This is a genomic window from Actinophytocola sp. KF-1 (assembly GCF_054661535.1).
Genome location: NZ_BAAFVK010000002.1, coordinates 191,176 through 205,076, shown reverse-complemented (window position 1 = coordinate 205,076; position 13,901 = coordinate 191,176). Strand labels below are relative to the sequence as shown.

Sequence of the window (13,901 nt, the reverse complement as noted above, 5' to 3'; positions counted from 1 at the left end):
GACCCGCCATTCCTCGCCGTGGCCTTGCTCGTCCTCAGCGTGCGACCACCCGCACGGACTTCAGCTCCGCGTCCACCGGGTCCGGGATCTGCATCCCCGCGCCGAGCCCGCTCCGCACGTAGTCCAGGACCTCCCGGGTGATCACCTCGCCCGGCAGCACCGCGGGCGCGCCGGGCGGGTACGGCGTGATCATCTCCGCGCAGATCCGGCCCACCGCGTCCTCGGCGCCGACCTGCTCGGTCTCGCCGAAGAACGCGTCCCTCGGCAGCATGGCGGTCGCCAGCTCCAGGTCGGCGGGCGCGGGCAGGTCCACGGGACGCGGCGTGGGCAGGTCCGCCTCGCCCAGTGCCCGCACTGCGCTGACCAGCACACCGGCGGTCTCCTCGTCGTCGGCGACGGTCAGCTGCGCCACGATCCGGCGGTGGTCGGACAGCCCGACGGTCACGCGCTGGTGCTCCCGCAGCCAGTCCGCGGCCTGGTACCCGCTGATCCCCATCCCGGACACGTCGATCACGATCTTCAGCGGGTCGATCGAGCGGGCGAGCTCCGGTCCGGTGAACTCGTCGCCCATCACCGCCACGCCGTCCACATCGGACAAGGCGGCGCGGGTCCGGTGCGCGAGCGCCAGCGCGGCGCCCAGCAGCCGCTCGCCGTGCTCGACCATCATCCGCCGCCAGCCGTCGAGGGTCGCGTACACGAGCGACGTGGGGCTGGTGGTGCCGAGCAGGTCCTCCCGCGCCTTCAGCACGGCCGGGTCGACGCGGTCGCCCTGGAGGTGGAACACCGAGCTCTGCTCGACGGCGGCGCCGGACTTGTGCACGCTCGTGACGCAGAGGTCGGCGGACGCGTCCATCGCCCACGGCGGCAGGTCGGGGTGGAACGGCAGGTGGGCGCCCCACGCCTCGTCGACGATCAGCGGCTTGCCGAACTCGTGGCAGACGGCGGCGATCGCCTCGATGTCCCCGCACGTCCCGTAGTCCGTCGGGGTGACGAGCAGCATGCCCTTGGCGTCGGGCTCCTCGGTGAACCGCTTCCGCACCTCGTCGGCCGACGGCGGGTGCGACAGGTGCAGGCCGGCGTCCCAGTTCGGCCGCACCCACACCGGCGCGACGCCGGAGATGATGAGCCCGGAGATCACCGACTTGTGCGACTGCCGCGCCACCAGCAGCTTCTCCCCCGGCCCGGCGACCGCCAGCATGGCGCTCTTGACCGACAGCGAGCTGCCGCACGTGGAGAAGAAGGCGTGGTCCGCGTGGACCGCGTCGGCCATCAGCTCCTGGGCCTTGGCGAGCACCCCCTGCGAGACGGTCCGGTCGTCGAGCCCGTTGATGGTGATGACGTCGCTCGCGAACACGTCGCGCCCGACGACGTCGAGCACCCGCTGGTCCACGCCGCGGCCCTGCCGGTGCCCGGGCGGGTTGAACGGCATGTAACCGCGGTCACGGAATGCCTGGAGGGCCTCCAGGACAGGCGCACGGCTGTGATCCATGCTGGCGGTGTGCCCAGGTGGTGAACGTGCGAAACCGAGGGGCGTCCACACCCGCCCACTCGTGTTCGTAGGCGAACGGCTCGGAGTCGATGTCCTGGCGCCACGCCTCGAAAAGGGCGATGAGCTGGGATTCTGTCGGCTCCACGAACCCGTACGTCGCCTTTTCGAGCATTACCGTTACCGCCGTTCACCTGTCACCGGCCAGGAGCGAAGTCCGCGACCAACCCACAGTGGTCACTGGGCCATACCCCGTCCACAGGTGTGTCAAACGTTCGTGCACAGTCTATTACTCTGAGTGTCGGCCCGGCGCGGCCGCAGCGGATGAAGATGTAGTCGATCCTGCGGTCGAGATCCGTCTGCCAGTGCTCTTCGATGATCGGCACGAGTGACGGCGCGAACGTCGGCCCGGGCTCGTCACCGTGGGTGAGCTCCCACGCGTCGCGGTAGCTGACGCTCGTGCCGTCGAGGGCCTGGAGGCCGCGCAAGAACCGGATGCTCTCGGCGTCGGGCATGGCGTCCATGTCGCCTGCGAGGATCACGTGCTGGCCGCTCCGCTCGACCAGTTCTTCGACGAACCCGGCGGTGAGCACCGCCTGTCTGCCGCGCTCGTACTCGAGGTCGGTGGCCCACGACGGTTTGTGGTTGACGACGAGCAGCGGCGTCTCGCTGTGGGGCCAGTGGATGTCGGCGATCTGCGCACCGGCGGCGAAGTCGGCTGTGCGCGGCCCGACCTGCAGGTCGAGTTCGCGCACGACGCCGATGGGCCAGCGGCTGGCGATGGAGATGCCGGAGCCGTCCGGCTCGCGCAGCGGGTGGTGGGTGACGTGGTAGCCGTCACCGAGCACCTCGGTAGCCTGGTCGTAGTCGCCGGTCGCGATCGTCTCCTGGAGCGTCACCACGTCCGGGTCGAGGCGCCGGAACCAGTCGGCGGCCGCCGGGAGGCGGCGTGGCCAGTCCATGTGATGGCCGAGCAGGTTCTGTGTGACCACGCGCATGCGTTCGAGTCTGGTCGGGGCCACCCCCGCCCGCACGGTGGTGACGCATGGAACGACCGCGGCCGGGGTAAGCCACCACGTCGGGAAAGGTGACGCGATGCGGGAATCGTTCCACGCGGATCTGGCCGAACTGCGCGCGCTGCTCGCGAAGATGTGCGAGCGAGCGGCAACCGCCATGCGCCAGGCGACGGAGGCCCTGCTGTCGGCGGACCTCGACGCCGCCAGGAGCGTGCTCGCGGCCGACGCGGAACTGGACAGCATGCGCGACCAGTGCGAGGAGCGGGCGCAGCAGATGCTGGCGCTGCAGGCCCCGGTGGCGACCGACCTGCGCGTGGTCCTGTCCGCCATCTACTGCGCCGAGAAGATCGAGCGCATGGGCGACCTGGCCGAACACATCGCGAACACCACCTGCCGAGTGCACCCCGCCCACGTCGTGCCGGACGAACTGCGCGACACCTTCGGCCGGCTGGGCGCGATCACCGCCGACATGGCCACCAAGCTGGTGACCCACGTGACCGACCCGTGCGCGGGCGCCTTCGCCGAACTGGACGCCACCGACCGCACCGTCGACGAGCTGCACGCGAAGGTCCTGGCCACGATCACCGCGAACACGGCCACCTACGACGTCCCCACCGCGACGACGCTCGCCCTGGTGGCCCGCTTCTACGAAAGGTACGCGGACCAGGCCGTCTCGACCGCGAAGCGCGTCGAGTTCGTCAGCACCGGCACCACCCCGACCCACCGGACGACTTGAGCCCCTGACGGAAAATCCCGAGTTGTCCACAGGCAAGATCGTCACGCCCCCGACCGTCACCCCGACCCGGTAGACTGGCATGGCGGGTGGCTCCCGGGAACGGGTGGGGTCCGCATCGGCCGCGATTTTCGCGATCCGCGCCCCCGTCACGCCGCGAACCGCAAACCCCGCAGCACTTGAGCACAAACCCGAATTCGCTGACCTGTCCACAAGCAAGATCGACAACCCCACCGCTGTCGCCCCCACCCGGTAGACTGGCATGGCGGGTGGCCCCCGGGAACGGGTGGGTCCGCATCGGCCGCGATTTCGCGAAGCGCGCACCCGTCTCGCCGCAAGCCCCAACTCCGCTTCAGCACAAATCCGAACCCGTCATGTTGTCCAAGGGCAAGATCGTCATCTCCCCGACGGTGGGCCCCGCCGGTGAGTTGGCGTCGGGGTGAACTCCGGGTTCGGGTCCCGTCAAGGCCGGATGGGTCTGCCCTGGGCTTGTCGGTTTGCCTTGCCTGGGTTTCCCTCCGGGGGGTCCTCGCCGGACGGGCTGATCTCCGGGATGGCAGCGGGTTGGGCACGGGGCTGGTTTGGCAAGGACTGATGTCCGTGGTGGTGCCTGCCATCCCGTCGACCTCCCACGGGCTATCACACCGCGTCAAGGGGGCCCGGCGGCTTGGGCATCGGGTTGGTTCGTGCTTCGGGCCCCCTTGACCCGGCGTGATCGGGCTTCGCCAGGTCGACGGGATGGCAGGCACCACTCACGGGGTGATAGGGGCTTCGCCCGCTTCGCGGGGCGGGGCGCTGCGCGCCCGGCATGCGGGGGATCGGCTCTCGCCACCACCGAGCATCGCGTGCCACGTCCACTCGCGACACTCCCGCGACTACGCCACCCCAGCCGTTTAGTCAAGGCTGGATCCTCGCCACCGATGCGCCTACGCTGCCTGAGTAATCGATTACCGGAGGCGTTCGATGACGACTGCATCCGAGTGCTGCGCCGACGGCGGCTGCTGCGAGGAACCCTCGGGCCACTCCCGCCGCACCTTCCTCGCCATGGGCATGGCCGGCGTCGGCATGCTCGCCGCCCCCTCGGCCGCGGCCGCCGAACTCGGTCTCGACCCCGACGGGCTCATCGCCGTCCCCGCTGACAAGCACCTCGATCCCGCCACCCTCACCCGCCGTGGCACCCCCACCGAGTACACCGGCCCCGCCCTCCAGCGCATCGGCATGCCCGTCGGCGGCGGTTGCAGCGGCCAGGTCTACCTCGCCGGCGACGGCAAGCTCTGGGCGTGGGACATCCTCAACCCCTCCACCTTCCCCCTCGGCGGCGCCACCGCGGGCGGCCCGCACTACGCGCAACCGCTCACCGCCACCTCCCCGTTCGCGCAGAGCTTCTCCTTACGTGTCAACGGAACCACCCGCACGCTCGACGCCGACGGCTTCCCCGACGTCCGCTTCGTCGGCCAGTACCCGATCGGCACGGTCACCTACCGCGCCCCCGACTGCCCGGTCGTCGTCACCGCCGAGGCGTTCTCCCCGTTCATCCCGCTCGCCACCGCCGACTCGACGCTCCCCGCCACCACCGTCCGCTTCACCGTCCGCAACACGAGCCGCCGCGCGGTCGACGTCGAGATCACCGGCGCGGCGGAGAACCCCGTCTGCCTCACCGCCCGCGACCGGCAGCCGACGGACCTGCTCGCGACACCGTTCCCCGGCGGCGTCCAGTTCGCGGCCCGCGCGGGCGAGGAACCCGACAGCACCGACATCGTGTTCGAGGACTGGGAGACCGGCACGTTCGACGGCTGGACCGTCGAGGGCGACGCGTTCACCATCGCCACGCAGGCCGAGCTGCCCGCGTACATACGCCGCTTCGGCGACCTCCTCCTGCACGGCACGAAGTTCGTGACCTCGCACAACTTCCGCGCGTCCGGCGACCCCGACGGGCGCCAGGGGGTGCTCACCAGCCGCGAGTTCACGATCGAACGCAGCCACGTCGCGGTCTCCCTCGGCGGCGGCAACCGGCCCGGCGAGACCGGCGTCGAGGTCGTGGTCGGCGACCAGGTCGTGGCGAGCGCGACCGGCCGCGACAGCGAACCGATGGTCGCCGTCATGCTGGACGTCAGCGCCCACCGGGGGAAGACGGCACGCATCCGGATCGTCGACCGCGCCACCGGACCGTGGGCACACGTCAACTGCGACGCGATCGTGTTCACCGACCGCCCGGACGTCGTCTTCGAGACCTGGGACTCCTTCGACGGCTGGACCGTCGACGGCGACGCGTTCGGCGCGGGCCCGGTCACGCCCGCCGAGTGCCCGCCGGACTTCCGCCGCCCATTCGGCGAGATCAACGACCTGAACGCGGTCGACGGCCGGTTCGCGACCTCGTTCAACTTCCGCGCGCCCGGCGATCCCGACGCCTACCAGGGCCGCCTCACCAGCCAACCGTTCCAGGTGGACAGACGGTACGTGACGGCCTGGATCGGCGGCGGCGGGCACGCCGGCCGGACGTGCGTGAACGTCGTGGTGGACGGCGAAACCGTCGCGAGCCTCACCGGTCACGAGATCGAACCGCTGACCGCCATGTCGGTCGACGTCAGCCGCTGGCACGGGAGGACCGCGCACCTCGAGGTCGTCGACTCGATCGCCGCGGGCTGGGGGCACGTCAACGTCGGCAGGATCGTGTTCAGCGACCGGCCGGTCCGCTCGGTCCCGATCGAGCGGCTCCCCGAGTTCGGCACGTTCGCCATCGCCGCCACCGGCTCCCGCGTGGCCACCGACGACGGCGCCTCGGCGACCGTCACCGTGCCGCTGACCGTCCGGCCGGGACAGTCGCGGTCGGCGCAGTTCGTGCTGGCGTGGCACTTCCCCACCCCGCAGCCCACGGCGTTCGGCTGGTTGCGCGACGGTCCCCGGCTGCGCCACCACTACGCCACGCGGTTCCGCGACGCCCGCGCGGTCGCCGAGTACACGCTGGCGAACCTGCCCCGGCTGGGCGCGCAGACGCGCGAGTGGGTGCGCACGTGGTACGCGGACTCCTCGCTGCCGCACTGGTTCCTGGAACGCACGCTCGCCCCGGCGTCCACGTTGGCCACCGGCACGTGCTTCCGCTTCGACAACGGACGCTTCTACGCGTGGGAGGGCATCTACTGCTGCGCGGGCACCTGCGGGCACGTGTGGAACTACGCGCAGACGGTCGCCCGTCTGTTCCCGGACCTCGAACGCGACACCCGCGAGCGCGTCGACCTCGGCATCGCGCTGCGCCCCAACGGCGAGATCGGCAACCGCGGCGAGGCGGGTGAGGGCTGGTTCGCCGACGGCCAGTGCGGCACCATCCTGCGCGTCTACCGCGAGCACCAGATGTCGCCGGACACCGCGTTCCTGCGCCGCGTGTGGCCGTCGGTCCAGAAGGCGCTCGAGTGGGTGATCACGCAGGACGGCGACGCCGACGGGATCCTCGAGGGCGGCCAGTGGAACACGCTCGACGCCCAGTGGTGGGGCGAGATCCCCTGGATCAGCGGCCTGTACGTCGCGGCACTGCACGCGGGGGCCGCCATGGCGCAGGAGATGGGCGACCCCGAGTCCGCGGCGCGGTACACGCGGCTCGCCCAGCGCGGCTCCTCCTACCTGGAGAGCGCGCTCTGGAGCGACGACTACGGGTACTTCTTCCAGCGCGTCGACCCCGCGCACCCGACCGCGCCGAACTCCAACCGCGGCTGCCACATCGACCAGCTCTACGCGCAGACCTACGCCGACCAGCTCGGCCTGCCCCGCGTGTTCCCGGCAGACAAGACGCGGACCGCGTTGGAGAGCGTGTTCCGGAACAACTTCGTGCCGGACGCGGCGTCGTACCGGCCGCCGGGCATCCCGGCGCCACGCGTGTACGCGATGCCCGGCGAGGCGGGCACGCTGATGTGCACGTGGCCGCACGGCGGGTCGACCGAAGCGGGGGGCGGCGGGGTCGTCGGCTACTTCAACGAGGTGTGGACCGGGCAGGAATACCAGTTCGCGGCCGGCCTGGTGGACGCGGGCATGGTGGCCGAGGGCCTCGCCGTGACACGTGCCGTCCACGACCGGCACCACGCCGCGAAACGCAACCCGTACAACGAGATCGAGTGCAGCGACCACTACGCGCGGGCGATGATGAGCCACGGCGTGTACCTCGCGGTCTGCGGCTACGAGTACCACGGCCCGCGCGGCCACCTCGGCTTCGCGCCGAAGATCACGCCTGCGGACTTCCGCGCGGCGTTCACCGCGGCCGAGGGCTGGGGCCTGTACCGCCAGCAACGCCGTGGCGCCAGGCAGACGTGCGCGGTCGAGGTGCGGTACGGCACGGTGCGCCTGTCGACCCTGGCGTTCGAGGTCACGGGCCGGGTCCGCGTGGTGACCGTGCAGGGCGAGCGCACTCCCTTCCAGCAGACCGGTGCGCGGGTGCTGGTCACGCTGCCGAAGGCGAAGACCGTGCGAGCAGGCACCACCCTGACCGTCGACCTCGTGGGGTAATCGATTACATGGCCATCTTCGTACCGGTGAGCGGCTTCCTGGGCGCCGGGAAGACCACCACTCTCCTCGCGGCGGCCCGGGAACTGCGTGCCCGCGGCCACCGCCCCGCGATCGTCACCAACGACCAGGGCCGCGACCTCGTGGACACGCGGCTGGCGCGGACCGTGACGGACGCGGTCGGCGAGGTGCTCGACGGGTGTTTCTGCTGTCGTTTCACCGATCTGGCCGAGGTGACGACGACGCTCGTCGCGGGCGGCGCGGACGTCGTGCTGGCGGAGGCGGTGGGCAGCTGCACCGACCTGCGCGCGACCGTGGTGCGCCCGCTGCGCGCCTACCACGGCGACACACTGCGGGTGGCGCCGTTGACGACGATCGTGGATCCCGTGCGGTACCGGGCTTTCGCGCGGGCGTGGACCGCGGGCCTCGACGACGACACGGCATACCTGTACGCCCACCAGCTGGCGGAGGCCGACGTCCTGGCGCTGAACAAGGTGGACCTGCTGGGCGTCGGCGTCCCGGCGCTGGTGTCGGACCTGCGGCGCCGCAACCCGTCGGCGGAGGTGGTCCCGTACTCGGCACGCTCGGGCTCGGTCGCCGCTCTCCTGGACCGGTGGCTGGCAGGCGACGTCGAGGACCGACCGGACGAGGCGCTGGACTACGACCGGTACGCGGCCGCCGAGGCGGCGCTGGCGTGGCTGAACCACGAGGTCGTGGTGACCGGCCCGTTCGACCCGGGACGGTGGGCGCGGGTGGCGCTCGCGTCGCTGTCGCGCGCGGCGGCGGACACGTTGGTGGGGCACGTGAAGGTGAGCGTCGAGGCCGAGGAGGGCATGGCGAAGGGCAGCGTGACGTCCGGCGGCACGGCGCCGACGCTCGACGTGCCGGGCCCGCCGACGGCGGCGACCGCGCGGGCGGTGTTCAACCTGCGGGTGGCGTGGCCGCCCACGACGCTGGACGAGGCGTGCACGGCGGCGATCCGGGCGGCGGACGCGGCGTGCGGCACGACGAGCACGGCGGTCACCGCACCGGCGTCGTTCCAGCCGTCGTACCCGAAGCCGGTGCACCGGCTCACGCGACGGTGACCACCTGCTTGCCGTAGACGCGGTTGTGCTCCATGTCGTCGTGGGCCGCGCGGATGTCGTCCATGGCGTAGACGGTGGGCTCGCCGAGCGAGAGCCGGCCCGCGGCGATGTCGTCCAGCGCCTCCTGGAGCACGTCCGCGGGCAGGTCGCCGGCCTCCCCGCCGTACCCGGTCAGCCGCACCCCCTTCGGCAAGTACCCGATCGGGTAGAACTCCGGCACGATCCATTCGTTCGAGAGCATCCCGGTGAAGCACACGGTGCCCTGCACACGCACGGCGGCGAGCGTGTCCGGCAGTGTGGGCGTCCCGACCAGCTCGATCGCGCCGTCCACACCCGACGGGTACAGCGCGCGCACCTGGGCGGCCACGTTCCCGTCGTCGACGAGGGGGTGCGCCACCCCGACCGCGGACAGCGCGTCCAGCCGCGACGCGCTGCGGGTCGTCGACAGGACGGTCGCGCCCATGCGGGCCGCGAGCGCGGCGGCGGCGAGCCCGACGGAGGACGTGCCACCGCGGATCAGCACGGTGTCCCCGGCGGCCAGCCCGACGCCGATGGTGAGCGATCCGTACGCGGTCTGCAGCGTCTCGGGCACCGCGCCGAGCACGGACCAGGGCAGGTCGGAGGTGAACGGGATGACCTGCCCACGCGGGACGACGGTGTACTCGGCGTAGCCACCGTCGTAGGTGCGGCCCATGTTGCCCATCATCGTGGCGACCTGCTGCCCCAGCGGCAGGTCGCACGGCGAGTCGATCTCCCCGACACACTCGATGCCGAGCACGCGGGGGAACGTGACACCGTGCGCGAGCCCGAGCCGGGTGTGCAGTTCGGACCGGTTCAGCCCGAACGCCCGCACGCGGATCCGCACCCACCCGTCGGTCGGCTCGGGGATCGGGAGGTCCTGAATGGACAGGTTGGTCACGGGCCCCGGCTCACTCAACACGACCGCACGCACGACGCGAATGTACGCGCCTGCGATCCGTTCGTGCCGTTCCCCGTCTCGACCAAGGGCGTGGTGATCCACGCCCAGGCATCCCCTACCCGAACCCGGGGCCACCCCGACGCCGATTCCACCGGCAGGCACCGACAACACGCCGCTGACGATCGTGCCTGTGGGCAACTCACTTGCCCCGCCCACCCAGGACAGCGCGTACGCAAGCCCCACCCGATCCCGGGGGCCACCCGCCTTGCCAGTCTACCAGGGGGCACCGACAGGGCCCGGGTTGTCGATCTTCCCTGTGGACAACCGGGTGAGCTGTGGACAACCTCGTCACGCGACACGCCGACACAACATATGGGTGCTGTTTTCGATCAAGGCCCTATGTATAGTGATCGCGAGCTGGTTCGGCCACCGCGCCACGGTGGTCGTCGCAAGAGGGAACCCGGTGGGAGTCCGGGACTGCCCCGCAGCGGTGAACGGGAACGAACGCCGTCACGAAGCACTGGACGCGAGTCCGGGAAGCGACGGTCAGTAGGCGTCTGCCCGTGAGTCCGAAGACCTGCCCGCTCCCCCGGCCGCGCCCGTGGCCGGGTGCAGTCCGCGTGCCCCGAGGGAGGGCGTGCGGGACAACCCCACCGGTCGGGGTTCTCTCGCGCGCCCGCAAAGCGAGGAGAACACTTGACCGCCATCCAGGACACCATGCGCGTCCGGAAACGCAGTGGGGAAACCGAACCGGTCGACGTCGGCAAGATCGTCCGCGCGGTCGCGCGCTGTGCCACCGGACTCCCGGCGGTGGAGCCGCAGCGCGTCGCCACGAAGACGATCAACGGGCTCTACGACGGCGCCACCACGGAAGAACTCGACCGGCTGTCCATCCAGACCGCCGCCGAGCTGGTCGCCGAGGAGCCCGAGTACTCCAAGCTCGCGGCGCGCCTGCTCGCCACGTACGTCGACAAGGAGGTCCGCGGCCACGGCATCCACTCGTTCAGCCAGTCGATCAGCACCGCCCACTCCCTCGGCCTGATCGGCGACGACACCGCCACGTTCGTCGCCACGCACGCGCGCAAGCTCGACGACGCCATCGACCACGACGCCGACCGGCGGTTCGAGTACTTCGGCCTGCGCACCGTCCACGACCGCTACCTGCTCCGCCACCCCAACAGCCGCACGGTGCTCGAACGCCCGCAGTACTGGCTCCTCCGCGTCGCGTGTGGACTGTCGCACACACCCGCCGAGGCGATCCGCTTCTACCGGCTCATGTCGAGCCTGGCCTACCTCCCCGGCTCGCCGACGCTGTTCAACTCCGGCACCCGGCACACGCAGATGTCGTCCTGCTACCTGCTGGACTCGCCGCGCGACGAACTCGAGTCGATCTACGAGCGGTACGCCCAGGTCGCACGGCTGTCGAAGTTCGCGGGCGGCATCGGCATCCAGTGGTCACGCGTCCGCTCGCGCGGCGCGCTGATCCGCGGCACCAACGGCCACTCCAACGGCATCGTCCCCTGGCTGCGCACGCTCGACGCGTCGGTCGCCGCGGTCAACCAGGGCGGGCGGCGCAAGGGCGCGGCCTGCGTCTACCTCGAGACCTGGCACCCGGACATCGAGGAGTTCCTCGAGCTGCGCGACAACACGGGCGAGGACGCGCGCCGCACGCACAACCTCAACATCGCCAACTGGATCCCGGACGAGTTCATGCGCCGGGTCGAGGCCGACGCCGACTGGTCGCTGTTCGACCCGGACGAACTGCCGGAGCTGCCCGACCTGTGGGGCGAGGCCTTCGACGAGGCGTACCGCGCCGCGGAGCAGGCGGGCCGGGCCGTGCGCACGGTCAAGGCGCGTGACCTGTACGCGAAGATGATGCGCACGCTGGCCCAGACCGGCAACGGCTGGATGACCTTCAAGGACACCGCGAACCGCACCTGCAACCAGACGGCGGAAGCGGGCAACGTCGTGCACCTGTCCAACCTGTGCACGGAGATCCTCGAGGTCACCTCCGACGACGAGACCGCCGTCTGCAACCTGGGTTCGGTCAACCTCGGCGCGCACGTGGCGGGCGGCGAGGTCGACTGGGCGCGGCTGCGGGAGACCGTGCGCACCGCGGTCACGTTCCTCGACCGCGTGATCGACATCAACTACTACCCGACCGGGGAGGCCGCGCGCAGCAACCCGCGCTGGCGTCCCGTCGGGCTCGGCGTGATGGGCCTGCAGGACGTGTTCTTCACGCTGCGCCTGCCGTTCGACAGCGACGAGGCACGGGAGCTGTCGACGCGGCTCGCCGAGGAGGTCTACCTCACCGCGCTGGAGACGTCCGCGGACCTGGCCGCGTCGGCGGGCGCGCACCCGGCGTACGCGCAGACCCGCGCCGCGCGCGGCGACCTGCAGCCCGACCTGTGGGGCGTCACGCCGAAGCAGTCCGACCGGTGGGCCGCGCTGCGGGAGAAGGTCGCCGAGCACGGCCTGCGCAACTCGCTGCTGGTGGCGATCGCGCCGACGGCAACGATCGCGTCGATCGCCGGCTGCTTCGAGTGCATCGAGCCGCAGGTGTCCAACGTGTTCAAGCGCGAGACCCTGTCCGGCGAGTTCCTGCAGGTCAACGCCTACCTGGTGGCGGAACTGAAGAAGCACGGGCTGTGGACCGCCACGACCCGCGACCAGCTCAAGCGGGACGACGGCTCGGTGCAGGGCCTGGCGGGGCTCCCCGCCGAGGCGAAGCACCTGTTCCGCACGGCGTGGGAACTGCCCCAGCGCGCACTGATCGACCTCGCCGCCGCGCGTGGCCCGTACATCGACCAGAGCCAGTCGCTGAACCTGTTCGTCGCGTCGCCCACCATCGGGAAGCTGTCGTCGATGTACCGGTACGCGTGGGCGAGCGGCCTGAAGACCACGTACTACCTGCGGTCGCGCCCGGCGACGCGCATCCAGCAGGCGACGGTGAGCGCCGCGGTCCCCGCCGGTGCGGACGACGCCGCGGTCGCCTGCTCCCTGGAGAACCCCGAGTCATGTGAGGCATGCCAGTGACCACGCTCGAGAACACCGCACGCAAGCAGGCCCTGCTCGACCCCGGCATGGACCTGACACTCCGCCCGATGCGCTACCCGCTGTTCTACGAACGCTTCCGCGACGCCATCAAGAACACGTGGACGGTCGAGGAGGTCGACCTGCACTCCGACCTCGCCGACCTCAACAAGCTGACCGACGCCGAACGGCACCTGGTCAACCGGCTCGTCGCGTTCTTCGCCACCGGCGACACGATCGTCGCGAACAACCTGGTGCTGAACCTCTACCAGCACGTGAACGCGCCCGAGGCCAGGCTCTACCTGTCACGCCAGCTGTTCGAGGAGGCCGTGCACGTCCAGTTCTACCTGACGCTGCTCGACACGTACCTGCCCGACGACAAGGAACGGGCGGCCGCGTTCGCGGCGGTCGAGAACATCCCGTCCATCCGCGACAAGGCCGAGTTCTGCTTCCGGTGGATCGACTCGATCGAGCACCTGAACCGGCTCGAGACCCGGGCGGACCGGCGGGCGTTCCTGCTGAACCTGATCTGCTTCGCGGCGTGCATCGAGGGCCTGTTCTTCTACGGCGCCTTCGCCTACGTCTACTTCCTCCGTTCCCGTGGTCTGCTCAACGGCCTCGCCTCGGGCACCAACTGGGTGTTCCGCGACGAGTCCATGCACATGGCGTTCGCGTTCGACGTCGTCGACACCGTGCGCCGCGAGGAGCCGGACCTCTTCGACGACGAGCTGCACGCCCAGGTCCGGCAGATGCTCCGCGAGGCCGTGGACGCGGAAGCCCAGTTCGCCGCGGACCTGCTCGGCCAGGGCGTCGCCGGCCTGACCGTGTCCGACATGCGCACCTACCTCGAGCACGTCGCCGACCGGCGGCTGGCCGCGCTGGGCCTGGCACCGGAGTACGGGTCGAAGAACCCGTTCGCGTTCATGGAGCTGCAGGACGTCCAGGAACTGTCGAACTTCTTCGAACGCCGCGTCTCCGCCTACCAGGTGGCGGTGACGGGCACCGTCAACTTCGACGAGGACTTCTGACCGGTCGCCTCACTCGAACGCGGCCGTCGCCGGACCGTCCTGGCGACGGCCGCACCTCGTGTCCCGGGCATGTGCGTTCCACCACCACACGTACCCTCCGGTCCTCGCGTGTT

The 13,901-nt window shown here is 71.0% G+C and carries 8 protein-coding genes and 1 riboswitch; of the genes, 5 read left to right on the top strand and 3 right to left on the bottom strand.

The window, feature by feature from the left end; genetic code table 11:
* Positions 1–34 precede the first annotated feature (34 nt).
* Both ACYQ77_RS06735 and ACYQ77_RS06730 read right to left on the bottom strand, forming a co-directional pair.
* Complete coding sequence (locus tag ACYQ77_RS06735; protein ID WP_459708512.1) at positions 35–1,489, bottom strand: aminotransferase class I/II-fold pyridoxal phosphate-dependent enzyme; 1,455 nt, start codon at positions 1,487–1,489, stop codon at positions 35–37.
* A gap of 194 nt (positions 1,490–1,683) precedes the next feature.
* Positions 1,684–2,484, bottom strand: coding sequence for an endonuclease/exonuclease/phosphatase family protein (locus ACYQ77_RS06730; protein ID WP_459708511.1), 801 nt, complete (start codon positions 2,482–2,484; stop codon positions 1,684–1,686).
* A gap of 97 nt (positions 2,485–2,581) precedes the next feature.
* On the opposite strand from ACYQ77_RS06730, the gene phoU reads away from it, so the two are divergent.
* The 3 genes from phoU (at position 2,582) to ACYQ77_RS06715 (ending at position 8,808) form a co-directional block, all read left to right on the top strand.
* Positions 2,582–3,238, top strand: a complete 657-nt coding sequence (phoU, locus tag ACYQ77_RS06725) for a phosphate signaling complex protein PhoU (protein ID WP_459708509.1) — start codon at positions 2,582–2,584, stop codon at positions 3,236–3,238.
* A gap of 960 nt (positions 3,239–4,198) precedes the next feature.
* The gene (locus ACYQ77_RS06720) at positions 4,199–7,726 is read left to right on the top strand and encodes a GH116 family glycosyl hydrolase (RefSeq protein WP_459708508.1); all 3,528 of its coding nucleotides are present in this window, start codon (positions 4,199–4,201) and stop codon (positions 7,724–7,726) included.
* Between the two features lie 8 nt (positions 7,727–7,734).
* Positions 7,735–8,808: a GTP-binding protein gene (locus ACYQ77_RS06715; protein ID WP_459708506.1), complete on the top strand. Its 1,074-nt coding sequence runs from the start codon at positions 7,735–7,737 to the stop codon at positions 8,806–8,808.
* On the opposite strand, the gene ACYQ77_RS06710 is transcribed toward ACYQ77_RS06715, so the two are convergent.
* Positions 8,795–9,760, bottom strand: a complete 966-nt coding sequence (locus tag ACYQ77_RS06710; RefSeq protein WP_459708504.1) for a zinc-binding dehydrogenase — start codon at positions 9,758–9,760, stop codon at positions 8,795–8,797. The genes ACYQ77_RS06715 and ACYQ77_RS06710 overlap by 14 nt on opposite strands.
* A 368-nt stretch (positions 9,761–10,128) precedes the next feature.
* A riboswitch (cobalamin riboswitch) is annotated at positions 10,129–10,326 on the top strand.
* Between the two features lie 97 nt (positions 10,327–10,423).
* Here ACYQ77_RS06710 and ACYQ77_RS06705 point away from each other — a divergent pair.
* Together ACYQ77_RS06705 and ACYQ77_RS06700 are read left to right on the top strand one after the other, a co-directional pair.
* The gene (locus tag ACYQ77_RS06705) at positions 10,424–12,763 is read left to right on the top strand and encodes a ribonucleoside-diphosphate reductase subunit alpha (RefSeq protein WP_459708502.1); all 2,340 of its coding nucleotides are present in this window, start codon (positions 10,424–10,426) and stop codon (positions 12,761–12,763) included.
* Positions 12,754–13,788: a ribonucleotide-diphosphate reductase subunit beta gene (locus ACYQ77_RS06700; protein ID WP_459708500.1), complete on the top strand. Its 1,035-nt coding sequence runs from the start codon at positions 12,754–12,756 to the stop codon at positions 13,786–13,788. The genes ACYQ77_RS06705 and ACYQ77_RS06700 overlap by 10 nt, the downstream gene beginning before the upstream one ends.
* Positions 13,789–13,901 lie beyond the last annotated feature (113 nt).

What these genes read in the sequence shown, in the direction of transcription:
- ACYQ77_RS06735 (WP_459708512.1), bottom strand. Translation starts at nt 1,489, where the DNA reads ATGGATCACAGCCGTGCGCCTGTCCTGGAGGCCCTCCAGGCATTCCGT.
- ACYQ77_RS06730 (WP_459708511.1), bottom strand. Translation starts at nt 2,484, where the DNA reads ATGCGCGTGGTCACACAGAACCTGCTCGGCCATCACATGGACTGGCCA.
- phoU (WP_459708509.1), top strand. Translation starts at nt 2,582, where the DNA reads ATGCGGGAATCGTTCCACGCGGATCTGGCCGAACTGCGCGCGCTGCTC.
- ACYQ77_RS06720 (WP_459708508.1), top strand. Translation starts at nt 4,199, where the DNA reads ATGACGACTGCATCCGAGTGCTGCGCCGACGGCGGCTGCTGCGAGGAA.
- ACYQ77_RS06715 (WP_459708506.1), top strand. Translation starts at nt 7,735, where the DNA reads ATGGCCATCTTCGTACCGGTGAGCGGCTTCCTGGGCGCCGGGAAGACC.
- ACYQ77_RS06700 (WP_459708500.1), top strand. Translation starts at nt 12,754, where the DNA reads ATGCCAGTGACCACGCTCGAGAACACCGCACGCAAGCAGGCCCTGCTC.